The organism is Vibrio echinoideorum (assembly GCF_024347455.1).
GTDB classification, from domain to species: Bacteria; Pseudomonadota; Gammaproteobacteria; order Enterobacterales; family Vibrionaceae; genus Vibrio; species Vibrio echinoideorum.
Map to the genome: position 1 here is coordinate 1,190,362 of NZ_AP025484.1, position 24,475 is coordinate 1,214,836.

20 protein-coding genes are annotated in these 24,475 nt (G+C 43.5%); 13 read left to right on the forward strand and 7 right to left on the reverse strand.

Features of this window, described 5'->3' with window-relative positions; all coding sequences use genetic code 11:
* Positions 1 to 9 precede the first annotated feature (9 nt).
* The 5 genes from OCV36_RS21480 to OCV36_RS21500 form a co-directional block, all read right to left on the reverse strand.
* The gene (locus OCV36_RS21480; protein ID WP_017075462.1) at positions 10 to 822 is read right to left on the reverse strand and encodes a crotonase/enoyl-CoA hydratase family protein; all 813 of its coding nucleotides are present in this window, start codon (positions 820 to 822) and stop codon (positions 10 to 12) included.
* Positions 823 to 1,062: 240 nt separating this feature from the next.
* Positions 1,063 to 3,057: a Fe(3+)-hydroxamate ABC transporter permease FhuB gene (fhuB, locus tag OCV36_RS21485; RefSeq protein WP_135455244.1), complete on the reverse strand. Its 1,995-nt coding sequence runs from the start codon at positions 3,055 to 3,057 to the stop codon at positions 1,063 to 1,065.
* Entirely contained in the window at positions 3,057 to 4,010 is a 954-nt protein-coding gene (locus OCV36_RS21490; RefSeq protein WP_135455246.1) for an iron-siderophore ABC transporter substrate-binding protein, read from the reverse strand. Before OCV36_RS21490 ends, fhuB begins: the two co-directional genes overlap by 1 nt.
* 90 nt (positions 4,011 to 4,100) lie before the next feature.
* Entirely contained in the window at positions 4,101 to 6,248 is a 2,148-nt protein-coding gene (locus OCV36_RS21495; RefSeq protein ID WP_135455248.1) for a TonB-dependent siderophore receptor, read from the reverse strand.
* A 205-nt stretch (positions 6,249 to 6,453) separates the two neighbouring features.
* Positions 6,454 to 7,362: an AraC family transcriptional regulator gene (locus OCV36_RS21500; RefSeq protein WP_135455250.1), complete on the reverse strand. Its 909-nt coding sequence runs from the start codon at positions 7,360 to 7,362 to the stop codon at positions 6,454 to 6,456.
* Between the two features lie 219 nt (positions 7,363 to 7,581).
* Between OCV36_RS21500 and OCV36_RS21505 the strand changes: the two genes are divergently transcribed.
* On the forward strand, positions 7,582 to 8,343 hold the full coding sequence (locus OCV36_RS21505) for a siderophore ferric iron reductase (RefSeq protein WP_017075457.1): 762 nt from the start codon (positions 7,582 to 7,584) through the stop codon (positions 8,341 to 8,343).
* A 75-nt stretch (positions 8,344 to 8,418) separates the two neighbouring features.
* The gene (locus tag OCV36_RS21510; RefSeq protein ID WP_135455252.1) at positions 8,419 to 9,204 is read left to right on the forward strand and encodes an ABC transporter ATP-binding protein; all 786 of its coding nucleotides are present in this window, start codon (positions 8,419 to 8,421) and stop codon (positions 9,202 to 9,204) included.
* Positions 9,205 to 9,316: 112 nt separating this feature from the next.
* Here OCV36_RS21510 and OCV36_RS21515 read toward each other — a convergent pair whose 3' ends face one another.
* Positions 9,317 to 10,510, reverse strand: coding sequence for a multidrug effflux MFS transporter (locus tag OCV36_RS21515; protein WP_135455254.1), 1,194 nt, complete (start codon positions 10,508 to 10,510; stop codon positions 9,317 to 9,319).
* A 357-nt stretch (positions 10,511 to 10,867) separates the two neighbouring features.
* Here OCV36_RS21515 and OCV36_RS21520 point away from each other — a divergent pair, with 357 nt between their 5' ends.
* From OCV36_RS21520 to OCV36_RS21535, 4 genes are all read left to right on the forward strand, one after another.
* Positions 10,868 to 11,959, forward strand: coding sequence for a PQQ-dependent sugar dehydrogenase (locus tag OCV36_RS21520; RefSeq protein ID WP_135455256.1), 1,092 nt, complete (start codon positions 10,868 to 10,870; stop codon positions 11,957 to 11,959).
* A gap of 444 nt (positions 11,960 to 12,403) precedes the next feature.
* The gene (locus OCV36_RS21525) at positions 12,404 to 12,613 is read left to right on the forward strand and encodes a cold-shock protein (protein ID WP_004731543.1); all 210 of its coding nucleotides are present in this window, start codon (positions 12,404 to 12,406) and stop codon (positions 12,611 to 12,613) included.
* Between the two features lie 117 nt (positions 12,614 to 12,730).
* Positions 12,731 to 13,270 carry a YaeQ family protein gene (locus tag OCV36_RS21530; protein ID WP_017075452.1) on the forward strand — a complete coding sequence of 180 codons (540 nt, stop codon included), beginning with the start codon at positions 12,731 to 12,733 and terminating at the stop codon, positions 13,268 to 13,270.
* Entirely contained in the window at positions 13,263 to 13,844 is a 582-nt protein-coding gene (locus OCV36_RS21535; protein ID WP_017075451.1) for a hypothetical protein, read from the forward strand. Before OCV36_RS21530 ends, OCV36_RS21535 begins: the two co-directional genes overlap by 8 nt.
* A gap of 393 nt (positions 13,845 to 14,237) precedes the next feature.
* Here the strand turns inward: OCV36_RS21535 and folE are convergent, their stop codons facing one another.
* Positions 14,238 to 14,891, reverse strand: a complete 654-nt coding sequence (folE, locus tag OCV36_RS21540; RefSeq protein WP_017075450.1) for a GTP cyclohydrolase I FolE — start codon at positions 14,889 to 14,891, stop codon at positions 14,238 to 14,240.
* A 202-nt stretch (positions 14,892 to 15,093) separates the two neighbouring features.
* Here folE and moeA point away from each other — a divergent pair, with 202 nt between their 5' ends.
* From moeA to OCV36_RS21575, 7 genes are all read left to right on the forward strand, one after another.
* Entirely contained in the window at positions 15,094 to 16,329 is a 1,236-nt protein-coding gene (moeA, locus tag OCV36_RS21545) for a molybdopterin molybdotransferase MoeA (RefSeq protein WP_135455258.1), read from the forward strand.
* A 12-nt stretch (positions 16,330 to 16,341) separates the two neighbouring features.
* A complete protein-coding gene (gene moeB, locus OCV36_RS21550) occupies positions 16,342 to 17,091 on the forward strand; it encodes a molybdopterin-synthase adenylyltransferase MoeB (protein ID WP_135455260.1) in 750 nt (249 codons plus the stop codon).
* A 360-nt stretch (positions 17,092 to 17,451) separates the two neighbouring features.
* Complete coding sequence (locus tag OCV36_RS21555) at positions 17,452 to 19,587, forward strand: LruC domain-containing protein (protein ID WP_135455263.1); 2,136 nt, start codon at positions 17,452 to 17,454, stop codon at positions 19,585 to 19,587.
* A gap of 10 nt (positions 19,588 to 19,597) precedes the next feature.
* Positions 19,598 to 20,245 (forward strand): hypothetical protein, encoded by a 648-nt coding sequence (locus OCV36_RS21560; protein ID WP_017075446.1) that lies wholly within the window; start codon positions 19,598 to 19,600, stop codon positions 20,243 to 20,245.
* Positions 20,246 to 20,429: 184 nt separating this feature from the next.
* Positions 20,430 to 20,744, forward strand: a complete 315-nt coding sequence (locus OCV36_RS21565; RefSeq protein ID WP_017075445.1) for a hypothetical protein — start codon at positions 20,430 to 20,432, stop codon at positions 20,742 to 20,744.
* Between the two features lie 70 nt (positions 20,745 to 20,814).
* Positions 20,815 to 21,690 (forward strand): sulfurtransferase, encoded by an 876-nt coding sequence (locus tag OCV36_RS21570; protein ID WP_135455265.1) that lies wholly within the window; start codon positions 20,815 to 20,817, stop codon positions 21,688 to 21,690.
* Between the two features lie 364 nt (positions 21,691 to 22,054).
* Positions 22,055 to 24,358, forward strand: coding sequence for a putative bifunctional diguanylate cyclase/phosphodiesterase (locus tag OCV36_RS21575; protein WP_135455266.1), 2,304 nt, complete (start codon positions 22,055 to 22,057; stop codon positions 24,356 to 24,358).
* The last annotated feature ends 117 nt before the right edge of the window (positions 24,359 to 24,475 follow it).

Below are 24,475 nucleotides of genomic sequence, written 5' to 3' on the forward strand. Positions count from 1 at the left end.
TTACAAGTCCTACTTAAAGGTTCGGGGGAGGTATTCCCGTGGTTTATCGTTATGAATTTCACGCTGCACGGCTATCGCTCTGTTCTTCCTTGCTCCGACTTTAATTTGGTACCAAGTCTCGTAAAATAAGGCAAAACCAGGGCTAGACCACCACGTTTTATTGTAGAGCTTCTTATTAGCAGCAACGACATCTGGCGAACGATTCGCGCACTCAAGTGCCAAGGAATAAGCTTCAGTGTAAGGGTCTTCAGCAATTTTTGTCACCAAGCCGTACTCTTTGGCGGTTTGGCAATCAATCACCTTAGCTGTCATCGCCATTTCCAAAGTATGATCCTTCCGCATCAGTTCACGAAATGCGATAGCGCCCCCCATGTCAGGAATCAAACCCCATTTCGCTTCTAATATCGAGAAGTTGGCGTCTGGACTAGCAATTCTAAAATCACCACCGCTGACTAGTTGTAGACCTCCTCCCCAGCAGCGTCCATGTATCGCGAAAATCACCGGACATGGAATATCTCGCCAACCAATAGAGAAGTATTGCGCAGCATTCGGCAACGTTGGCCACCATTTAAATAAAAGCTTCAACGCCCCGGCTTTACTATTCAATAAAGACTTAACATCCAGCCCTGAACAAAAATCCGCACCACTGCCCTTGACGATCACAGCTCGAATCTCGGTATTCTTTTTGAGTTCCTTGATCATCTTAATTACATCCTGAAACATCGCCATATCAATAGCATTCAGCTTATCTGGGCGATTCAATGCTACGGTCGCGATTTGGTTTTCATCGATGGAACAAGTGATACGAGAGAGGTCGGTCATGTGGGCTACTCAACTAAGTGGTCAGACCTTTAGATTATACATCTTGTTAACATATGCAAAGTTTGAGTATGAGAAGCGAGAGCTGTGTTGTTCATTTTCTCGCCGAGTTAACCAAGAGACGCAAATAAAAAAGCAGTGATGAATCACTCCAATCACTGCTTTTCATTAGTCGCTTTTATTGCCAATAGCTTTTATTGACGATAGCTTTGATGTCCAAGAACTTTCAGTTAGTCGCTAAACCTAGGTTCTTCGAGACTTCAATAACAGGAAGATAAAGTAGCTACCACCGATAATCGAGACCAAAGTACCTGCAGCTAATTGTGCAGGAAACACCACCACTTGCCCTAGCCAATCGGCAAATAGCATCAGTGCTGCACCAATCCAAAAAGACAAGATGATCTGCTCTCGAACCAACCGAGCGCCAACCATAGCAGCTATATGTGGTGCCAATAAGCCGACAAAAGCGACAGGCCCCATAGTGGTTGTCACGACCGAGCATAAGATCGCCACGATGCACAACAATGCGACATAGGCGATGTTGATATTCAGCCCTCTTGCACTCGCAAATTGGCGGCCAGTCGCAATTAACGTCACCCAGCGGCTCAGCAATAAAGCAACACCAATACAAGCCGTTATTACGATAGCCATTATCGAGGCTGACTCAGGTTCAACACGGTAAGTAGACCCTGCTAACCAAGCTAATAAGGTGTATTTCCCCTCACCCACTCTCGTTAAAGAGAATTGCACCAAGGCTTCCAGTACTGCGGTCAGCGAGATGCCCGTAAGGATTAGAATAGACGGAGCAAACTGATGCTTCTTGCCAAGAAATAGCAATAAACAAAGTGCAATCGCACTGCCTAAGAAAGCAATCCAAGGGCTCAATGAGTGAATCGAATAGCCCATAAACAGGCTACTGAAAATCAAAGCTAGAACCGCACCCGCCGACACACCAAGAATATCTGGACTCGCGAGGGGGTTGTAGACCAATCTTTGTAAAATCACACCAGCAACCGCTAAGCCGCCACCAGCGAATATCGCCGTTAACATTCTCGGCCAACGAATAGACCACTCAAATGCATCTGGGATAACAAAGTAGCCCATATCTGAAGAAGGCTGTGACAATGTACTCAACGCCAACAACCCAAAGATCATCGAGCCCAATAAGAAGTAAGCTAAAGGTGAAATAGACTTCGGCCCTTTAGGCATCGAGAAAAACAGCTGATCTTGAGCAGACATTTGCTTGCGAGCAATAATGATCAAAGCTGGTGCGCCAATCACCGCGGTTGCCGTCCCAGTAGGAATCATATCCAAAGACCACTGCGCCAAGAAAATAGCCAAGCTGTCGGTGACACAGAGTAGTAGCGCACCTAATACACAACTTGCGATGAGTTCAGATTTCGCCTTTAAGAAGCCTAAATGTCTCGCGATATTTGGAGCAATCAGACCAATAAAGCTAATCACGCCCACCGAGGTAATCGACACTGAAACTAACCACACACCCACTGCCATCAATACAAAGAAAGTCGTGCCTATATTTAGGCCGCGCGCTGCTGCGCCTTCGGTACCGATCGAAAGCAAAGTCAGGACTCTTGGCGCCAATAAGAAGATGGCGAAGATCGGCAGTAGCTTAGGCATCAACCAAAGTACTTGTTCCCAACCATTCTGTCCTAGATCGCCCGCTCCCCATACGAACAAGTTCTGCGCATACTGGTCGTTGAGCAGAATAATCGCGGTCGCAAATGCTCCAAGCAATAAGTTGACCGCCATGCCCGCCAAGACAATCGGTAAACCACTCATGTTTTTGATACCAACAATGGAAACAATAAGCCCCATTGCAAGCAGCGCTCCGATTAGCGCGAACCAAACGGAATATTGCGCGACCAACATCGGTGCGACCACATTCAGAATAACTAAACCAAGCCAAGCACCTGACGATGTACCTAAAGTAAGAGGAGACATCATGCGATTCTGAGTCAGTTGTTGAAACAGGCTACCGATAGTCCCGAGTGTTCCTCCGACCAAAATCGCCATCACTAAACGAGGTAAGTTGACATAAATTAACGCCATCAGCTCAAATGAATCATCAACCATTTTATTGAACTCAGAGATGTCGTTGATCTGTGAGACTTGCTGGAACAACTTACCAATAGGGCCAAATTCAGACTGCCCTAACCATAAATGAACAAGAGCAGCACAAAACAGCGCCGCCCCCATCATTAAACCACTGGATTTCATTACGGCTCCGCTAACGTCAACAACGATTGCGCCATCGCTTCTGCGTTATACAAGATCGACATTGCACCACCGTAGCTCCAACTTGCCGCTACTGGACTAAATTGACCATTTCGTACGAAAGGCATGCTCTTCCAGACAGGTGAACGATCTAGTTTTTCTTGATATGGGAAAGGTTCAAAGTAAAGCGCAATGCCATTCTTTACGTTCTTAAGCTCAGTCATTCGTTTTTGGCTGATGCCCCATTGGCTCGCAGGAAGCTCCATCGCATTTTCAAAACCAAGCTTTTCGAGTGCATATTGTGGAATCGAGTTATCGCCGTAGATAAACACAGATGTAGTACTCGCAAAACGGAATGAGGTGACTTTCGGCTTGTCGCCAGGATACGCTTTATCCAGTTCGGCTTTTAAAACCGCGAGACGCTCATCCATTGCAGCCAGTTTGTTGTTCGCTTGCTCTTCTTTACCAAGTAACTGACCTATCTTCTTAAAGTTCTCGATAGCAGCCGTAGCATTGCTGTGTTGTTCACTGTACGTTTGGTAATAAAGCACGGGCGCAATTTCAGAAAGACGACCCTGAAGATCTTTCTGAGGAGAAGCGATAAGAATTACATCAGGATTTAGCTTCTTCAAAGCAGAAAAATTAGGCTCAGTTCGAGTACCAATATCCGCCACGCCTTCTGGAATCGCAGGTTGAACAACCCAATCGCTATAACCTGCAATATCAGGCACTGCGACTGGCGTAACGCCGAGTTCGATAACTTGCTCTGCAATGTCCCAGTTCAACGCTGCAACTCGAACAGGTTGAGCCTCAAGGATTTTAATACCCTCACTGTCTTCGACTTTATAATCGGCCATCGCATTAAACGATAAAACACTCGCTAAGATCGATAATGCTAGTTTGGTATTCAAACTTGTTGCTATAGAAAAATGGGAAGCTATTCGTTTCAAACTCATACTTTACCTACTCAATCTAAATTCTATATTTCTTCAAACGACAAAAGCAGCCTAGTGAAGGCTGCTTTAAAATGGATAACCCTAACTTAGTTAGAATTCATAGTTGACGCTTAGCTCTACAGACTGCTCAGCACCAAACCAGCAGTTCGATTGGTCGTAACAGGTGTAGTACTCTTCATTAAATAAGTTGTTAACCAACAAGTTAGCTGTTGCACCAGATAGTGTGTCGCTTGCCTCACCTAAGTCATAACCCACTGATAGATCGACGACTGTGTATGACGGTACTTTGCCTTGAGTGTTTGTCGCATCCATTTCCATTTCACCCATGTAACGAGCGCCAGCACTGAAGCGAGTGCCTGATAACACACCACCATAGACATAGTAATTACTCCATAGATTAGCAGCATGTGTGGGTACGTAGATTGGCGTCGTTCCTTCTAGATCCGGATTTGCATCTTCAGTCACTTCCATATCAACATACGTGTAGCTTGCATTAACATCCCAGTTGTCCGTTACAAACCATCGGCCTTCAACTTCCATACCTTGAGAGCGCACTTCACCTAACTGAATCTTAGAGCGATACGTTGGGTCTGACGGATCAGCAGCAATTGAGTCTTTCTTAGTAATATAAAAGTATGACGCTGTAAGTTGCTGTGCCATGTCAGCAGAAAGATACTTCACACCGAATTCGACTTGCTCACCCAACTGAGGTTTCAACGAGTTACCGTTAATATCAGTACCAGCAGCTGGCTCAAAACTCGTCGCATAACTTACAAATGGAGAGATGCCATTATCTAACTCATACAAGGCACCTACGCGGTAAGAGAACTGATTGTGATCCGCTTTTTCTGTGCCATCGCTTGTTGGGTAAGTACTCGTTTTATCGTCACTCGCTTTGAACATGTCGTAACGTCCGCCAGCTAACAAAACCAGCGCGTCGTAGCGAACTTGATCTTGGAAATACAAGCCCAGTTGCTCGGTCGTTATGTCATGTGATTCACGATAATTCTCTTGTAGCTGGCTCTTATCAAGCAGATCATTATTAGGGTTGTATGCGTTAAACCCGTAGAAACCAGCGTTCGCTGTGAACTCTTGATACAAAGAGTCGCCCGTTAGCTTTAGGTAATCGAGACCAAACAATAAGTTATGCTCTAGCCCAGCAACCTCGACGCGACCTGATACTTGGTTGTCGATAACAAAGCTTTGAGAGTCTTCATCCGTGCTATACACATTTCGAATTAGGCTACCAGTTGAGGCGTTAAAATTCGTACCGCGATGGTAGGTGTTTTCTTGATATAATGACGCATCGGAATAACGAGCATTCTGAAGGAAAGTCCAGTTGTCATTGATTTGGTGGTTAATCTTATAACCTAACATCAACACTTCGCGCTCAAAAGTGCTCCAGTTCTTGTCGCCCATAGACACAGATGGATCACTTGCCTTCAATACGTCGAGCGGCATTGCAGAGTTAGTACCCATTGACGGATCATTCTGATAGTAAAGATTGAAGTTAATAAGTGTTCTATCAGATACTTGCCAATCTAACGATGGAGCAATCACATAACGCTCTTCTTCAGCGTTATCAACTTGGCTGTCTTGTTTACGAGCCAGTGCAACTAAACGATATGAAAAGTCACTGTCACCTAACTGACCTGAAGTATCAATTGACGCTTCCATCAAGTTTCTTGAGCCTGTAGATACACCCACTTTTGTAGACCCGTCTTCTTGCGGTGCCTTCGCGATCATGTTGACCATACCACCCGGCGGCATCGAACCATACAACACAGATGTAGGGCCTTTAAACACTTCAACTTGCTGAATCGCAATAGGGTCGATCTGAGGTTGCAGGTTCCATCCAGTCAGGAACGGCAGAATCAAGCCATCGTAGTAACTCTGATTGTTACTAAACCCACGAATCGAGAACGTATCGTACATCGTTACTGATGCGCCCTTTTGCTCAGTCACAACACCCGGCGCATATCTAAGTGCCTGATTGAGGGACTTCACACCTCGTTGCTCTAACTGTTCTTCATCAATAACCGTAATACCTTGAGGCGTCTCTTCTGGCTCAAGTGCCGACTTGGTTGCTGTATTGCGATAGGCTTTACCCATGATAGTGACAGTCTCGATGTTCGAGTCTGCCGCTGTAACGGTTTCTTCCGCCAACGCTTGCGCTGAAAACGCAGTGAGCAACGCTACTGCAAGTGATGAATACTTAAAACGAGTGTGAGTGGTCATGATTCCCTCGGTACCAATGCTTAATATAAATAATAATAAATCTCATTTGCATTGTATGTATCTATGAGCGGGATAATTAACAATTTGGTGCAAATTCCAAAAGAACTTGGCCTATTTTTAGTTTAAATCGGTCAATTGCTGATTAAAAACACAATTGACCTTATTTTAAGAGGGGTTTACAGAAAGAGATTTCGTGGGGATATGATTACGATTTAATAATAGGAACCCAGTACTCCATTTCAGCATCAGAGGCATGCGCTTGGTAGCCAAATGGGTAAACTTCAAGTTCGTAGCCATCGACACCACGGTAACCAGAACTTGGGAGCCAATTAAGCACAAACCAGCTTAAAGTATGTCGAAGATTCTCAATAGGTCCACAATGTTTGACCACCGCGTAGGTTTGTTTCGGTATAGCCAACACCTCTAACTTATCAGAGATAATGCTAGGCAATTGCGGGATTGAAATACCGTCGTGCAGTTCAACGCTAGCCCAATAATGAATATTCGTTCCATCAAAACAAGACTGAGTCAGGTCAACTACCCCAATAAACTGAAGAACGTTGTCATCTGGAATGGTGACTTCATGCTCTAAACGAGACCAAAGCTGAGGAACTTTTTGCGCGAAGTCTTGCGTGAGTGAAAATAGGCCGCTGATTTCTGATGTCATGCCCTTAACAAGGAATGACTCTCTCTCATCAATACGTACTTTCACAAAACTGAAAGCTCCATTATCAGAAGCACTTGTGGTTTCAGACACTTGAATCGGTTTTCTTAGCCCTACTCTTTTGCCCGCTTTTCGATATTGGCTGGGGCTAGCACCAAACATCTGCTTAAACGAACGACTAAAGCTAATCTCTGAATTAAATCCGAGACCAAGCGCGACATCTATCACGCGCTCTTTTCCATCAAGTAACTCTTCTGCAGCTTGGCTTAATTTTAGCTCTCTCACGTAGTTTGCTACGGTCAGCCCAGTTTCTGCTTGAAACACTCTTTGCAACTGCCAACGAGACCAACAGCTTTGTTTCGCAATATCTTCTAGCGATAGCGCAGAACCAAGATTCGCATGGATATACGCCAGAACGCGGCTGATACGATCAAATGCTGGTGTATTCATATTCAAGCTTTCATATTCTCTATAGTTGGCGGTGATATATTAGATTCACCAATACTTTTATCATTTAACAAGGTTTTAATCACTTAAAAAAGAACAGCCCACTCACAACCTATAAACCCCTCAAAAGACAGAAGCTCCGAGTAGATGCTCCATTTTGTATGGTTATCCTCGATTATGTTCGCTATGATAACGCAACTGATTCTCATTTAATGGTTTATAATGCTTCCCCAGTTGCACAATATTATCACTCGTAGAAGAGCCCCGTCTCTACACCAAAAAATCTTCGCTTACTCAAAAGAAGTCACTCCTTATTTAAGCGGCAGCTTTGGTGCTCTGAATAACAAGAGCATTGCAATTACGAATGATAATAGCCATAAAGAAATCAAACGAGTTTACGATGGCCTTGCAAAAAGCCACCCTGAAGCAGGAAAAGCCTATTGGTTAACCCGAACCTGGGATCTCGTGTGCTGGCAACCTATCTATGTGACCTTCATTTCTATCTACGGTCTGCATTCACTGCCAGATATCAAGAATATGGGTCAGTTTAGGTACAAAGAGTTCGTCACTGGCTATCGCTTCTCCAATGGTGATCATCAGCATGGCGCACCAGAAGAATTGATTCCACACGCTGGTGAAGCCATTCTTGCATTGACCGAATTTTATCGCAGTCAAATCAGTGAATGGACACGCATTCGCCCAGGGTTTACCAATCACTTACTGGCTGATCTACTGTTAGGCAGCTTGATAAAACTGCAACAGCACGAGCCGAGCCTAACCAACGACTACATCACTGGACAAGCTAAGCTTTGGTTAGAGGCCTGCCAATTACCAAACAGTCATCTAAATAGCCTTAAGGTCGATGTAAATTCTGGAATGTTAAAACTAATCAGAATCAGCTGTTGCTTGGTCTATAAGTGCGATTCTAGAAAGTATTGCGACGATTGTCCAAGGCATCCCGACAACAAAAACACTGCGTCATAACACTCAATATTTTAGAGATTAATACGACGAATTCACACTCATTGAGTATCGTTATTGGTCTCAAACAGGACTGACATGTTCCAACTTTCAAATATCAAAATCGTTCGAGACAACCGCACCATCCTCTCAATTGAAGATCTCACCATTCCGACGAATGAACTCACTGTAGTTCTTGGGCACAATGGTTCAGGTAAATCGACATTAGTTAATTTGTTATCGGGGCAGATGTCGCCTGATAGTGGCATTGTTGAACTAGATGGAACGTCTTTGTCGTCATTCAAAAGCAAAGACTTAGCCAAGAAAATCGCTTACCTTCCTCAAAAACTGCCGACTTCTGCAGGTTTAACCGTGGAGGAATTGGTTCGTTTAGGGCGTTTCCCTTGGAGAGGTGCGTTGGGACGTTGGAATGCTCAAGACAAGTCGATTATTCAACAAGCGATGGAAAGAACCGGCGTTGCTGATTTTTCACAGGCTTTAGCGGATGATTTATCGGGAGGCGAGCGCCAAAGAGCATGGGTATCGATGTTACTCGCTCAGCAATCTCCGATCTTGATTCTTGATGAACCGACCTCTGCGTTAGATGTTCATCACCAATTCCAACTTATGGGTTTGTTGTCTGAACTCAACAGAAAGGAAAACGTCGGGGTTATCGTCATTTTGCACGATTTGAACCTTGCACTGCGCTACGCCACACACATTGTCGCCCTGAAAAAAGGACAGATCGCGTTTGAAGGCCACGCTGATAAATTACTCGATGAACACGCTTTATCCGCTTTGTATGAATCCCCTATCCGATTGATCGATCACCCAGTTCCAGCCAAGACAGCAGCCAGTGAGAAAGTTGCCGTGGTCTGCGAATAGCTTCAGCGATTAAACGTTCGCCTCAACCTCTTACCACTAGACATAAAAGAGGCTATTGAAATCATAGGGTTTCAATAGCCTTTTGACTGTTCACTTAACTACTACTCAACCGCTAACTTAATTGAGATTCCCTCGCTTCTTGGCTATTAAAACCACGCAAAATATTAATCAGAGTAACCAGTGTGAACACGATGATCACGAGCGATAGGTGCCACGCTTCTCCTAGCCCTAATTGGACTAATCCCATACTCACCATTGAAGATACGACCATTTGGCCGCCACCAGACATCGCGGCCGCTGCGCCAGCATTTTTGTTGTACGGCAACATCACCAAAGCCTGAGCACAAGGTAATGCGATACCATTGCCAAGTATCATCAAGAACTGGCCAATCATTAAATACAAAGGATCAAGTGGACAGAAAAAAAGCCATAAGGCAGCGGAGATGTGAAGCACAGGCGTGCATAGCAGTGTTTTCTTGTTGCCTAATATCGGACGAATACGATTGCAAAGGCTTGTACCACCAAGCATTCCCAAAGCAGGAATCACCGCCCACATTGCGTATTCATCTGACGTCATGCCAACCTGGTTTTGCATGATAAACGGCATCACCGACACCGTGGTGATCATCAGGCTAAAGTTAAGCCAACCAATACTCGCAAAGCTCATAAAATAGCGAGAAGTTAATAACTCTCTGTATTGCGATATCATTTTCTTCGGCGAAGGAATTGCGGAGGTCTGAGTGACGGTTTCCTTAAACTTGAACGCTAATACCCCCCAAGCCAGTGACACATATCCAAGTAGCGAGATGAACACCATACTCCAGCCAAAGTGGAAGTTTATAAACCCACCGATAACCGGTGCAATCAAAGGTGTAATAGACGCAACCATCGCAATATAAGACATTGCTAGCGGCAAATCTGCCCCACTAAAACGATCTCGTGTTGAAGCGCGAGCCAGTACAGCACAACACCCCGTCCCTAAACCTTGTAAGAATCGCCCCATGACCATGTTAGTAAACGAATGGCTAAAGAAGATGATCATCAATAGGCCAAGCATCGCGATTAATAAGCCGCTCAGCAATACTTTCTTACGCCCTAAAGCGTCAGAAATAGGACCATAAATAAACTGAGAAGGACCAAAGCCTAATAAATACACGCTCACCAGAAGCTGCGCTTGCTCTAAAGAGACATCGAAGTCTTTCGCAATCCAAGGTAACGAAGGAAACACCAAGCCCATACTGAGCTGACCGATACTGATGACCAAACACGCAAGTAAGATCGATTTAAAATCAAATCGACGACTCATGATGTAAAGTATCCAGTAGAACAGGTACTTTGAGATCGGATGGTTTGAGAATAGATAGTTCGAGAGCAGATGGCTTGAAAAAAGGTCGTTTGAGAACAGATAGTTTGGGAACAGATTGATCGGGTATCCACCTGACAACATAAAGACAGAGAAAATAGCGAAGATGTTGCAGGGGTAATATTCATTGTGCTCCGAAAGGATCGAATAGAGAATGGCACAGTAAACATACGTGAGCTTGTATAATCATACAATACTCGTTGAACTAAATATGTGAATAGTGACTTTTCACCCACTCTAACTATCGACCTGCTTGCCACAAGCTAAACTAACACAACGTAATGACATCAAGGAACTTCAATGAACATTCATCATCGTATTCTTTCCTGTGCTTTATCTCTCATCGCTTCAGGCCCAATCGCTTCAACCCAAGTTTTTGCATGGCAGGCAGAAAAAATTACAGATGGCCTCGAGATCCCATGGGGTCTCGCTTATGTCGATGACGGTTCTATGCTTCTCACAGAAAAAGCAGGCGTTATCAAACACATTGATTTAAAAACGGGTGACCAGAATACATTGTTCAGGCTCCCCAATGTATGGGCGAAAGGCCAAGGCGGTTTGTTGGATATCGCGCTCTCCCCTTTTGAACTTGGGAAATTCTATGTCACTTACAGTAAAGACGTCGATGGTGAAGGCGTAACCACACTCGCTTCGGCTACTTACAAAGCCGATAAAGTATCTAATTGGCAAGATGTATTTGTATCTAAATCGAGAACAGATACAGGTCGTCACTTTGGTAGCCGCATAACCTTTGATGATAGCCATCTGTATTTTTCAATCGGCGATCGTGGCGACCGAGACAACGGCCAAGACACGCTGACTCATGCGGGCTCGATATTGAGATTAAATTCAGATGGAAGCACACCTAACGACAATCCATTCACGGACAACGACAAAGTTCTCAATGAGATTTGGAGTTTTGGTCATCGCAATCCTCAAGGCCTATTTTATGATATCCCGGCACAAAAGCTTTGGTCTATTGAGCACGGGCCACGCGGCGGTGATGAAATAAACCTAATTAAAGCAGGCGCAAACTATGGTTGGCCAGTCACATCACACGGCAAAGAATATTGGGGGCCGATAAGTGTTGGAGAATCTGAGACCAAAGACGGTATTGAACCTCCGGTCAAAGTTTACGTCCCCTCAATAGCGCCCGGTAGTTTAATTGTCTATCAAGGCGATAAATTTCCAGAACTCAAAGGTAAGTTGTTAGCGGGTGCTCTTAAGCTCACCCACATCAATATTGTGACAGTGAATGAACAAGGTGAGGCAGTCAAAGAAGAACGTATTTTAGAAGACTTGGGCGAGAGAATAAGAGATATAGAGACCTCTCCTGACGGAGATATTTACTTCAGTACCGACAATGGCAATCTCTATCGCTTGAAAAAATAATCTGGTACCCATTCCTGTGAAGATGAACTACCCGATAAATTTATAAATACAAGCCTTTCAACTGGACTCAAACACCAATTAGCGGCTTCCTAACGGAAAAGTAAAGTGTGCCAAATCAGTGCAACCACTCTAAATTTGTCATCAATTTCACCCACCTTTTTCACAAAAACTACAACAAATCACCATATAACTGTAACTCCATGATATTTAAGGAATGGAAAGTTTGACTACCCCCAAATTTCTGGAACCTTTCCTTATGGATTCGATTGACTATCCCCTGATTTGATTTAGACTCAATTTCGGCTAGAAAGAAAGTTCTTTGTATATAAACATTTCGTTGGATTACTAGTAACCCCGTTGTGTTGTACGCAATAGCAATAAATTTTTCCACGCTATCAGTGCCACAATTGGCTCAATATAAAAATTTAATATTAGGATATCATCATGTCTAACACAGTTACTGGTAAAGTAAAATGGTTCAACGAAACTAAAGGCTTCGGTTTCATTGAGCAAGAAAATGGTCCAGACGTATTTGCACATTTCTCTGCAATTACAGGCGACGGTTTCAAAACTCTTGCTGAAGGCCAACAAGTTGAGTTCACTGTATCTCAAGGTCAAAAAGGCCCACAAGCTGACAGCATCAAAGTACTTTAATTTAGTATTTTAAAGCTTTCTAAAAATAGCCAGCCTCTGCTGGCTATTTTTTTACCCGCTATTCAGAGATTTAAGGTAATATTCCCCTTCACTATTTCTACCTAAGACACCCTATCAATGGCTCTTAAACCGACAATCTACAAGTTTCGACTCTCTCTAACTGACATGAATCGCGACTATTACGACTCTTTCAATCTAACAATTGCACAGCATCCTTCTGAAACTGAACAACGTATGATGGCTCGTATCATTGCTTTCTGTATCAATGCTTCGCCGGATCTTCAGTTCACTAAAGGATTGTCGAGCATAGAAGAACCTGATTTGTGGCAGAAGTCGTTAGATGACCAAATTCTAGATTGGATTGATGTGGGCGAACCGGATCCAGAGCGTGTTAAGAAAGCGACTCGCTTATCTAAATCAGTGCGTGTATTCAGCTTCAATACTAAATCGAATGTTTGGTGGGAACAGAATAAAGGTAAGTTCGGCTACCTGAAGGCTCAAATTGTTCGTCTAGACAACAATGGTATAGAGCAAATGGCAGCGATGACACAACGTACAATGGATCTTTCAGTGATGCTGTCGGGTAACTCTGCTTTCGTTAACAGCGACACGCAATCTGCAGAAGTCACTTGGGAAGAGCTACAGAGTAATGACTGAGATCCAAACTCAGACTGAATCTCAGCGTCAAACTAAGCTCGAAGCGTGTTTGCAACTCGCTGGTCTTGATTCAGTTAAAGCGCTGACGACTGGCTATGAAAAAGAGTTAAAATCATTTACTGACGAAAACCACGCACTTTTCAAACACGCTTGTGAGAATAAGCCCAGCAACTCTGCGCGCCAGACATTGCTCGGCCTGCTAACAAAAGTACATATCGATGTTAGCTACCGCTTTGAAAGCAATAAAGAAGCCAGCGAAGCGATGCAAAACGTGTTCGATAATACTGTTGGTAGCGCGCACAGTGATAAGTTTCAAAACTCTAATGCTCAGCAGTTAACGTTAGTCACTCATTTATGGTTGTTCATTCAAGGACGACTCGGAATGGACTACAGCCTAGCCAATGATCATGCAGAAGTCACCGCTATACTATTGTCTCGCTTATCCAGAAATACAGACGATGAGATCCGAGTGGAGTTCATGGGTAGCTTTTATGATGGTTTAAACATCTACCAAGCTGAGAACAAGCCATCAGGCTTTGTTCATTACTTTAAGCGTTTGTTTAATCTTACTTAAGCATTCCACCAGCTGTACCCAAATTTGCGCTTTATAGATTCTGTAGAGCGCATCTAATTTCCGTTCCAATCCCCCTCGAAAAAGTAGATTCCCTATTACGCTGGTTCCCATAGGGAATGACAAATGTGTGTGCTCCAAACTTCTTGAGTGCGCTTCACCTAAACACTTATACAGATAAACAGACATACAAAAAATCCCTTTATTCTCGATATGCTCCTGAACAAACTCACGTCATCCTCGAGAAGGAGGAACGACTGAGTCGGGGAAGCTACGACGCACGCGAAAGCTCATATTACAGATACAAAAAAGCCCCGCATAAAGCGAGGCTTAAAATATCTTTCAACAAACATCAATTTACAGAGGCTAAATCGCGTTCATCAAATAGCTCTGTAGTTAACGCAGACCGTGCAAAAATTCATGTCGCGTTGCTGGGTTTGATCTAAAAATACCACCCAATGCTGTTGTTGTCGTTTCGCTGGTTGCATCCATAACACCACGTGATTTCACACAGTAGTGAACGGCATCCAAAGTTACAGCAACATCATCCGTTTCTAACAACGTTTGCAGAGCAACAAGGATTTGCTGCGTCATGCGCTCTTGAACTTGAGGACGTTGAGCAAAGAATCGAACAATACGGTTGATCTTCGAAAGACCAATGATTTTACCTTGCGGAATGTAAGCCACTGCGGCCTTACCATCAATGGTTACTAAGTGATGTTCACATGTACTGGTTACGGTAATGTCTTTAACACGTACCATTTCACGAACACCCATCTTGTTTTCAATTACGGTAATTTTTGGGAAATTGGCGTAATCCAAACCAGAGAAAATTTCATCCACATACATTTTTGCAATACGTTGTGGTGTTTCTTCCAGACTGTCGTCCGCAAGATCAAGTTCAAGGAGAGTTAGAATCTCACGCATGTGATGTTCGATTCGTTCCTTTTTCTCTTCTCGGCTAACCTGGTTAGGACGCATTGGTGTCTCTAATCCACGGCTTGCTAGCGCATCTTTAACCAACTTCGCTGATTCGCTAAGACCTGGCATTGAACTTCCTCTTCTATTACCCCTTTTGGATGGCAAACAAGGATACTCGGAATTTTGAATAAATACACCCATATTTTAAGGGAGGTCATTATTTACGGGGCTTAAACTATGCTAAAGTGGCCTCAATTTCGTTGGCTAGTTTTCATAAACTCCGTAAAGCCAACCACCAAATCAAAATAATAACGATCAAAGGATTTCAATTATGGGCTGTTGCGATGCTCCGGGTTTAATGCCAATTGAAGAAGCACTAGATAAGCTGCTATCACCAATCAAACCAATCCAAACGACATTGTCTCTACCTCTTGCTGATGCATTAGGTTATGTACTTGCTGAAGACATTCTATCCCCAATTTTTGTTCCTCCTTTTGACAATTCAGCAATGGATGGGTACGCGCTACGTTTAGCAGACCTAGAAAACAGTAAAGTACTGCCATTGGCAGGCAAATCCTTTGCGGGTCAACCATTTGAAGGTGAATGGCCAGCAAACACTTCTATTCGCATTATGACAGGCGCAAAGATCCCAGAGGGTTGTGATGCGGTCATCATGCAAGAAAACACCCGAGAAACGGCTGCTGGCATTGAGATTCAGCAAGAAGACATCAAACTGAACAACAATATTCGCCCTACTGGTGACGACATCAAACAAGGTGATATCGTTCTTAGCCGTGGTGAACGTTTAACACCCCGTGATATTCCGATGATCGCTTCATTGGGTGTTAGTCACGTAACTGTATTACACAAACCTAAAGTCGCTTTCTTCTCGACTGGCGATGAGCTAAAGCCATTAGGTCAGCCTCTTGAAGATGGTCAGATCTACGACAGCAACCGCTATGGTATTAAACCGCTGATCGAAGCATTTGGTTGCGAAGCTATCGACCTAGGCATTATTCCAGATTGCCCTGCAACACTTAAAGAAACGTTCGAGAAAGCTCAAGAAATAGCAGACGTTGTGGTGACTTCTGGTGGCGTGAGTGTTGGTGAAGCGGATTACACTAAAGACATCCTTGAGGAACTAGGTCAAATCGGCTTCTGGAAGCTAGCAATCAAACCGGGCAAACCGTTCGCATTTGGTGAATTGGATAAAGCCTGGTTCTGTGGCCTACCGGGCAACCCAGTATCAGCAATAATGACAATGTATGTATTGGTTCAACCGATGCTGGCAAAACTTGCAGGTCACACAGCATGGACAGCACCAGAATCAATTCCTGCTACCACTAAATCAGCATTCAAAAAAGGCCCTGGACGCACAGACTACCAACGAGGTATCTACACCATTGAAAACGGTCAGTTTGTAGTAGAAACCACAGGTAACCAAAGTTCAGGAGCATTCCGCTCAATGAGCCTAGCAAACTGCTTTGTGGTACTTGAGCGTGAACGTGGTCGTGTAGAAGTGGGCGAAACGGTTCAAATTCAACTGTTTAACTCAACACTGTACTAACGAGGCTAGCCGATGGAAATATTGTCTGATGCAGAGATGCTTCGTTATAACCGCCAAATCATCCTTAAGCAGTTTGATTTTGAAGGCCAAGAAGCGCTGAAACAAGGCTCGATATTGGTGTTGGGTGCAGGAGGTTTAGGCTGCGCATCCGCTCAATACCTCGCTACTGCTGGCATTGGTAAATTGACACTCATCGATGATGATATTGTCGAGCTGTCTAACTTACAGCGCCAAGTCCTTCACACTGATGCCGATATTGGCAAGAAGAAAGTAGATTCAGCGGCGGAATCTTTGCAGACGCTAAATCCGCATCTTGTTATTAAAACCGTAGATCACAGGCTAGATGACCAAGCGCTTGAAAAGCTTATTGAAGCGCACTCTCTTGTTCTTGATGCGAGTGACAACGTTGAGACGCGCAATCAATTGAACCGCTTGTGCTACACATCAAAAACACCACTTGTATCGGGCGCTGCTATTCGCATGGAAGGTCAGATTAGCGTATTCACCTATGAAGATCCTGATGCACCCTGTTACCAGTGTTTAAGCGCACTATTTGGTAACGCAGCACTGAGTTGTGTTGAAGCAGGCGTTATGGCTCCCGTTGTCGGTATGGTAGGCGCAGCTCAAGCATTAGAAGCTATTAAAGTTATCGCCAAGCTTGGTCAACCCAAACAAGGTAAGTTGCTTATCCTAGACGCGATGTCACACAGTTGGCGTGAGATGAATCTAATGAAAATGCCGAGCTGTTCGGTGTGTGGATAGCCAATCTGGCTCTCGACCTATTTTCTAAATATCTAAGTTTAAGGGCCAAGCTTTAAGCTGATAGCTCATAGCTTTAGAACTAAGTTTGAAACCTAAACTTTGAAAACTAGAATTTAACAACTGAGCTTTAAAAACTATGCCTTGACGCCAAGTCAGGGCTTTTTTGTGCCTAAAATTAGGGACACGAATCTACTTTATCAATTTGAAATAATACATGGCAGATTGATTTCATTTGAATTCTCATTTTGAGAAAATAACAAAAGCTTGGTTCCAATAAAATAAAATTAATAATAATCAGTAACTTATAATTGGCACGTAACTTGATTAAGTATTTATATCTTCCATGACAAGGATGTAGATATGAGAATTACAACGTTAAGTTTGCTATTAAGCGCGCCTTTAGTCGCCAATGCCGCACCATTTGATACCTGCCCGAGCAAGGCTTACCTGTTTCAGTCCACTCCCGTGCAAGTATGGAGTGTGAATTTAGTTACCGGATCAACCACCCTATTAGAAGACGATACGGGTATGAACGCCAATATCAATGGCGTCGGTTTCGATTTCGAAGACAGATATATTTACGGTTATGACACCACTAACAAGCGCCTCGTTCGCCTTGGGCAAGATTTCCAAGCAGAAGTAATTAACACCAGTGGTTTACCAACCGATCACACCTTCTTTGTAGGTGACGTTTATGAACACGTGTACTACCTATACCGCAAGAATAAAGGCTTGTTCACAGTTGATCTATCACCTTTGGATGACAATCCAAACGCAACAGTAACCGTAAACAAGATCGTGGGTAGCCCTGCATCCGTCAACTTAACTGACTTTGCTTTCCACCCAAGTGATGGTTCTCTGTATGGTATCGATAATTCGTCAGGTGGTTTATATCAATTCAACCCTACTACAGGTGCGGAAACCTATATAGGCGACACTGGTGAACTCGGAACTTTTGGTGCAGGTTATTTTGATGTAAATGGCTACTACTACGTATCGAGAAACCAAGACGGTAAGATCTACCGTATTAATTTATCCTCTGATAACGCTGCAAACATCACCGCAGGTATCGTTCCGGCAATAGAGTTTGTTTCCAATGGTCCAGCTTCCGGCCAAAACGATGGTGCTCGCTGTGCCAATGCACCAGTTGTTGATGAAGACTCAAATATCGACTTTGGTGATGCACCTGATAGCTACCTTACGCTACTGGCAAGTAACGGGCCTCGACACGAGTTAGATGGCATCACATGGCTTGGCACAACGCCACCAGATGCTGACTTAGATGGTTATGTTACGCCACAATCAGATGAAACCGTCGGCATAGATGATGAGTGGGCGAATGGCGGTATTGGTTTCGTTACCGCGCTAGAAGCAGGTTTAGATTCAAAAGTGATCATCGAAGCATCTACATCAGGCTACCTATCGGCTTGGATTGATTGGAACCAAGATGGCAGCTTTGATGGACCTAATGAGCAAGTATTCACAGACTATGCGTTGACTGGCGGAGAGAACGAATTGTTCTTAAACGTGGATATCAATGCATTAACCGGAACAACGTGGGCTCGATTCAGATTCAGTCAACAAACCAACCTAAGTTACTTCGGAGGCTCAACTTCTGGTGAGGTTGTAGATATTCAAGTTGATGTTCTAAATGACGGCGCAACAGCTCGTTACTTCCCAAGCGCTTCTGGTTACGCAACTCTCGCTTATGAAGATAACTGGCCTTATAAGGCTGACTACGACATGAATGACGCCGTGATCAAGTATCGTATCACCGAGATCCTCAAAGACGGAAAAGTCGTAAAATCAACCATCGACGGGCGTTTGGCCGCAGTCGGAGCTTCATACAAAAATGGCTTTGCCGTTCGCTTACCGAACTTAGCTCCAGAGTTAGTCAACAGTTCAGGCTCATACATGAAACACAATGGGACTTTCACCAGTCTGGATCTAGAAGCTGAACGAAGCGAGGCTATCTTTGTAGTCACCGACAACCTCAGTGACAAAATTGACACCGATTGTACTTTCTATCGAACCAGTAATGGTTGTAAGGAAAGTGAGCAATTCTCTTTCCAAATAGGTATTACGTTAACTGGAACTGGCGTTGGCACTGGAAGCTGGACAGACATGCCATACGACCCGTTTATTTTTGCTACACCCGGTCACTACCACGGTGAAAACCTACCTCTACATCCAGGTCGTAGCTGGGAAGTTCACTTACCAGACCAAGCACCAACAGAAGCTTTCGATGCCGTTAACCTATTCAATACTGGTTTAGGTGTTGATGACAGTGACCCTGCAACAGGTAAGTACTTTAAAACTGCAAACAATCACCCTTGGGCGTTACTCATTACATCTGACACAGAATGGGAATGGCCACTTGAATACGTAGATATTGTTACGGCTTACCCAAACTTTGCTAACTTTGCCGAGTCTGGTGGTACTCAATCAACAGATTGGTTCCAAACACCTGCCGCTGACCAATGTTACTTGCCTTAGGAGAATGATTATGAACATATCTATTAAAAATACAGTAACGCTTGGTCATGATATTTCGAGCAAAGAGCAGGTAACTTGTACTCAAAGTAAGGCTCCATCACTGCATAGTGGGTTAGCAAAATCAGTCCAATTAGCATTGTTGCTTACTCCATTAGTACTCGTTGGTTGTGGCGGTGGAGGAGGCGGTGGCGGCTCATCAGCATCAAGTCCTTCACCTTCAACACCGGTCGTTTCGACACCTGGAGTAACAACGCCGTCGACGCCAACCGTCGTATCAGCACCGGTATCAACGCCCACACAGGTGACAACAGCAAGTTCAAATGGACCACAAGCATATAAAATGGATGAGTTGGTTGTCCCTGATGGATTCGATTACAACTCTGTCGACCAGTTCGACTTAAATATCGATATCAGCAATATCTCAACAGAGAGATCTTTCGTTTCAGTTTACAGCCGCTTTACTACAAGAGCTGACTCGACTTTTAAACCTGATTATTCAAGTAAGGTGCTCGCTGGGCCTTTAGATAACGGAGTGTTCGCATCGAATTTCTCAGCGCCATTAAGCGAAGAAACCTTGTTAATTGAGATATGGTTTTACGATGGCCAATCGCCGCTGCAACAAGTGGTAGCAAGCAGTGGTTCACAAATTACGTGGTAATAGACTAACTTTGGACATTAGAATTAAGTTCCAAAGTTAGTGACAAATCAAAATTGATTAACTCAAAAGTGAGCAGCAATGCTCACTTTTTATTGGGTGCGATTTCAACTTTCATCGTTAGTCGAGTTCCTTTAATGGCAAGTCTGCCTTATCTTTTAAAGATAACCTTCAAAAACTTAATCTCATGAAACAGCTAAAAATAGGTCTAATTATTTTGATGTGTAGTGCGGGCTTATTGTTAGCTCTCGCTTATTTCCCTATGACATCTGAAACTGGACAACGAATTCAAGCCAAAGTGATATCTAACACGTTGACTCAATCCTTGGATGGGCACAGGCGTTATCTCACCGTTCAAACACAAGACCATCAAGTATTTCGCGTTTCCATCGCACCAACTATAGACTGCCCTATTGATTCTACAGTCGCGCTTGATACATTAAGCAATCAAATAACCGGGCTAAACAGCTACCAGTTTGTCCGCTGTCATGCTGCACAGTAGTACTGGATATAACAGCAGTCATAGCCAACACACTGTATTCGCTAAAACAACAATAATGGATATAACAATAATGAATCAGCCACTCATCTCACCAGAACAACTTCAACAACGTTTGCTAGAAAACCATTCGCTAGAGAGTCATCCGCTAAAAAGCGACCTAATCATCTTAGACGCCAGTATCGAGTTTCAAATTCCAAGTGAATCAGAAAAGATCAAAGGACAAATGATTCCTGGTGCGATTCGTTTTGATTACGACAAAGACTTCTGTAACAAACACACCCTGCTTCCTCATATGTTTCCGACAGAAAACCACTTCAACGCGCGCGCACAAGAAATTGGTATCAACCAAGACAGTACGATAGTGGTTTACGATAATTCAGGAACCTTTGCGTCCCCTCGTGCATGGTGGATGTTTATGGCGATGGGACACAACAATGTTTACATCTTAGATGGCGGCTTACCTGCTTGGATAGAAGCCGGTTACGCAACGGGTACTAACTATAAAGCAGACGCACCAATTGGGAATTTTGAAGGCAACATTCAAGACAACTACTTTGTCAATGCTCAGCAAACCCAAAGCTACTCCGATGACAAAAGCGCAAATATTTTGGATGCACGCTCGCAAGCACGTTTCGATTCTGAAGTGCCCGAGCCACGTGAAGGCTTACGCAGCGGCCACATTCCTAACTCGGTTTGCCTGCCATTTGCACAAGTATTAAATGCAGGTAAGTTGAAGTCTAAGAGCGAGCTTATCGACATATTTTCAACGTTAGACTTAAACCCTTCTCAACCCATGTTCTTCAGCTGTGGTTCTGGTGTGACCGCTTGTATCATTTTATTAGCGGCTAAACTTGCTGGATACTCAGGTGAAATGGGTGTTTACGATGGCTCATGGACTGAATGGGGCGCCAATGAACAACTGCCGATAGCGGTCACTCATAAGTAATTCAACTTCGTTTACTGCCACTGTTGGAATATACTACGCGCAAATTAAGAGTTTACTCATAATGAGATTTACCCCCTCATAAAGTAAGCTCTTTGTTATTTTTAGGTTCTGATTAATGTTAGAGGTTGATTAATGATCATCGTGGCTAAAAATAAACTGTGGTTAATCATGTACTAACCATTAATGTTTTACTGATTATTAACATTGCGCTCAAGAATATCAGCGTTCAGTCGTTACACTACTTAATGAAAGGTACTGTGATTATTGCTGTGTTACATCAGTGAGCATTACAAACGCCAATGTCGTTTAGTCGTTTGTCACTTCAATTTGATTGAAATTAGTATTACCCAACAAAAGGTATCTCATGGCTCTATTTAAGAAAAATATCTGGTCGCTGTACGCTCTGATCGTACTGCTTACCCTGATGCTTTTCGCTGGGCTAGGTATAACCAAGTGGCAATCCAACAGAGATGACTTCACAAAGCAACAACACATTCAAGTCGAGTTGTTTTCAAGTTCTGTCAGTTCGCTATTAACCAGTCAGGAAGCCTTACTTGAAGTTGTTGGGTATCAACTCGCACAGCAATCGGATTTTACTCGAACGGCTTCGATACAAATTAGACCGATTCTAGACAAATTACTTGATACCCACCCTGCTATTGCTGCCTTTGGCTTACTCAACACTCAAGGTGACTACCTTTCTGTCAGCTCTAATCTTCAGCTCTCAGAGCAAAAAAATCTGCTCAAAAATCCATACACGAGAAGTTCTTTCTTGGAAGCGATAGAAAGTAAAAAAATGGTTTTGGGGCGTACATACTTTCAAGACTCCCTGAATAGCTTAGTCATACCCTTAAGAAAATCGATTTCAATTGATGGCAAGAACGTAGACGCTGTGATGACCGCCGGACTGCGGTTAGACAGCACAATTGTATTCGAAAATAATGCACACGCGGGCAGTTACAACACATTAACGTTGCTTCGACTCGACAATTACCGACAGTTCTTTTCTAGCGACATCGAATCTCTCGATGCTTACTTAGATCCTGTTGGTAAAGATGTAATGAAACGCGTTTCCACAAGTTTTTCAGAACAAATGGGGATAAGCATCAAAGATGCTGAAACCACAGCAGACACATACTCTTTCGTGATCAGCGATGACAAGTACCACGCACTGATCAGTGCGAGATACATTCCAGATTACAAGCTTTGGGTGGTTGGCCGAACAGATCTCTCTCATGTTGATAAGCTCTTTATACAAGAGTTTGGTATTTTTCTCTGTGTCTTTATTTTTCTACAGTTTGGTTTCTACTTTTTGGTTAAGTCAATCGCCAAAAATGAGCAACGAACTCGTAGCCAGCTTATTTACCAAGCGAATCACGACTCATTAACCACTCTTCCAAACCGCTTATACATGCGCAGAAATGTTGATAAATGGGTTCAAGATGAGTCAGAACCATTCTCACTGTTATTTATCGATATCGATAATTTTAAATGTGTAAACGATACTCACGGGCACGATTTCGGTGACAAAGTGCTCAAACAAATCGCTTTGCGTTTGATGAGGTTCCGCTCTCGCTTGAGCTTGTTGGTACGAGAATCCAGCGATGAGTTTTTATTCTTAACACCGTTAACAAACGAACCCGAGATTAAACGACTCGCTGAGAGAATTATTGAAGTGTTGTCTCAACCCTATGAGGTTGAAAATTCACAGTTCTTACTAGGTTGTAGCATCGGTATAGCGCGTTTTCCTGAACACGGAAAGGATTTAGATAGCTTGCTTCGATCAGCCGACATTTCCATGTACAAAGCAAAACAGCAGCAAAACTCATACAGTATTTTCACGACGGCAATGCAAGACGCCCATCTCTACAAAATGAGAGTGGAGCAAAAACTACGTATTGCTATCGAGAAACAAACGTTATTCATGGTTTTTCAACCACTGGTTCGTGCTGATAAAAGCATTCATGGTGTTGAAGCACTCGTTCGCTGGATTGATGACGAGCTAGGCTTTGTTCCACCTGATGTCTTTGTACCTATAGCTGAAAGTACAGGTTTAATGCAAAAACTGGGCGCTTTCATCATTGAATCCAGTGTCATGCAAATCGCGCATTTACATAGAACCACAGAACAAAAAATCGGATTGTCGATTAACATATCCGTTCGCCAGTTTTCTCATAAATCGTTCTCTGAACACTTGCTCGCTACACTAGAAAAGTATCAGTTTTCGGCAAACTGTCTGACATTGGAGATCACCGAAAGCCTGTTCATTGAAGATGTAACCTTGGTAAAACCCATTTTCGAAGATCTCAAAGAGAAAGAGATAAAGATCTCTTTGGATGACTTCGGTACTGGTTACTCATCATTGAGTATGTTGAAAGCACTCCCTATCGATGAACTTAAAATTGATAAGAGCTTTATTGATAGCATTGCGGTTGACCAACAGTCACTTACGATGGTTCAAAACATAATTGCGATCGGCAAAAACTTCGGCATGGTGGTATTGGCCGAGGGCGTAGAGTCCAACGAACACTTCTCTATTCTAAAGGCATGTGGGTGCGATTTAATGCAAGGCTATTACTTCTCGCGACCTATTCCTTACGATGAGCTGTGTGAGTATCTAGCGCCTACTGAAGTTGAGACAGAAGAACTACCTGAATCAACGGTATAGGCGGTTGGCTAGTTTATCTGGATATCAAATAATGTGATGGATCAAAAAAGGGAGCCCAAACGGGCTCCCTTTTCTTTATACACCGCTTAACATCGCGGCCCAAAAAATAAAAATACA

What these genes read in the sequence shown, in the direction of transcription:
- OCV36_RS21555 (WP_135455263.1), top strand. Translation starts at nt 17,452, where the DNA reads ATGAGAATTACAACGTTAAGTTTGCTATTAAGCGCGCCTTTAGTCGCC.
- OCV36_RS21525 (WP_004731543.1), top strand. Translation starts at nt 12,404, where the DNA reads ATGTCTAACACAGTTACTGGTAAAGTAAAATGGTTCAACGAAACTAAA.
- OCV36_RS21530 (WP_017075452.1), top strand. Translation starts at nt 12,731, where the DNA reads ATGGCTCTTAAACCGACAATCTACAAGTTTCGACTCTCTCTAACTGAC.
- OCV36_RS21480 (WP_017075462.1), bottom strand. Translation starts at nt 822, where the DNA reads ATGACCGACCTCTCTCGTATCACTTGTTCCATCGATGAAAACCAAATC.
- OCV36_RS21495 (WP_135455248.1), bottom strand. Translation starts at nt 6,248, where the DNA reads ATGACCACTCACACTCGTTTTAAGTATTCATCACTTGCAGTAGCGTTG.
- OCV36_RS21520 (WP_135455256.1), top strand. Translation starts at nt 10,868, where the DNA reads ATGAACATTCATCATCGTATTCTTTCCTGTGCTTTATCTCTCATCGCT.
- OCV36_RS21565 (WP_017075445.1), top strand. Translation starts at nt 20,430, where the DNA reads ATGAAACAGCTAAAAATAGGTCTAATTATTTTGATGTGTAGTGCGGGC.
- moeA (WP_135455258.1), top strand. Translation starts at nt 15,094, where the DNA reads ATGGGCTGTTGCGATGCTCCGGGTTTAATGCCAATTGAAGAAGCACTA.
- OCV36_RS21535 (WP_017075451.1), top strand. Translation starts at nt 13,263, where the DNA reads ATGACTGAGATCCAAACTCAGACTGAATCTCAGCGTCAAACTAAGCTC.
- folE (WP_017075450.1), bottom strand. Translation starts at nt 14,891, where the DNA reads ATGCCAGGTCTTAGCGAATCAGCGAAGTTGGTTAAAGATGCGCTAGCA.
- OCV36_RS21490 (WP_135455246.1), bottom strand. Translation starts at nt 4,010, where the DNA reads ATGAGTTTGAAACGAATAGCTTCCCATTTTTCTATAGCAACAAGTTTG.
- OCV36_RS21515 (WP_135455254.1), bottom strand. Translation starts at nt 10,510, where the DNA reads ATGAGTCGTCGATTTGATTTTAAATCGATCTTACTTGCGTGTTTGGTC.
- fhuB (WP_135455244.1), bottom strand. Translation starts at nt 3,057, where the DNA reads ATGAAATCCAGTGGTTTAATGATGGGGGCGGCGCTGTTTTGTGCTGCT.
- OCV36_RS21570 (WP_135455265.1), top strand. Translation starts at nt 20,815, where the DNA reads ATGAATCAGCCACTCATCTCACCAGAACAACTTCAACAACGTTTGCTA.
- moeB (WP_135455260.1), top strand. Translation starts at nt 16,342, where the DNA reads ATGGAAATATTGTCTGATGCAGAGATGCTTCGTTATAACCGCCAAATC.
- OCV36_RS21575 (WP_135455266.1), top strand. Translation starts at nt 22,055, where the DNA reads ATGGCTCTATTTAAGAAAAATATCTGGTCGCTGTACGCTCTGATCGTA.
- OCV36_RS21500 (WP_135455250.1), bottom strand. Translation starts at nt 7,362, where the DNA reads ATGAATACACCAGCATTTGATCGTATCAGCCGCGTTCTGGCGTATATC.
- OCV36_RS21505 (WP_017075457.1), top strand. Translation starts at nt 7,582, where the DNA reads ATGCTTCCCCAGTTGCACAATATTATCACTCGTAGAAGAGCCCCGTCT.
- OCV36_RS21510 (WP_135455252.1), top strand. Translation starts at nt 8,419, where the DNA reads ATGTTCCAACTTTCAAATATCAAAATCGTTCGAGACAACCGCACCATC.
- OCV36_RS21560 (WP_017075446.1), top strand. Translation starts at nt 19,598, where the DNA reads ATGAACATATCTATTAAAAATACAGTAACGCTTGGTCATGATATTTCG.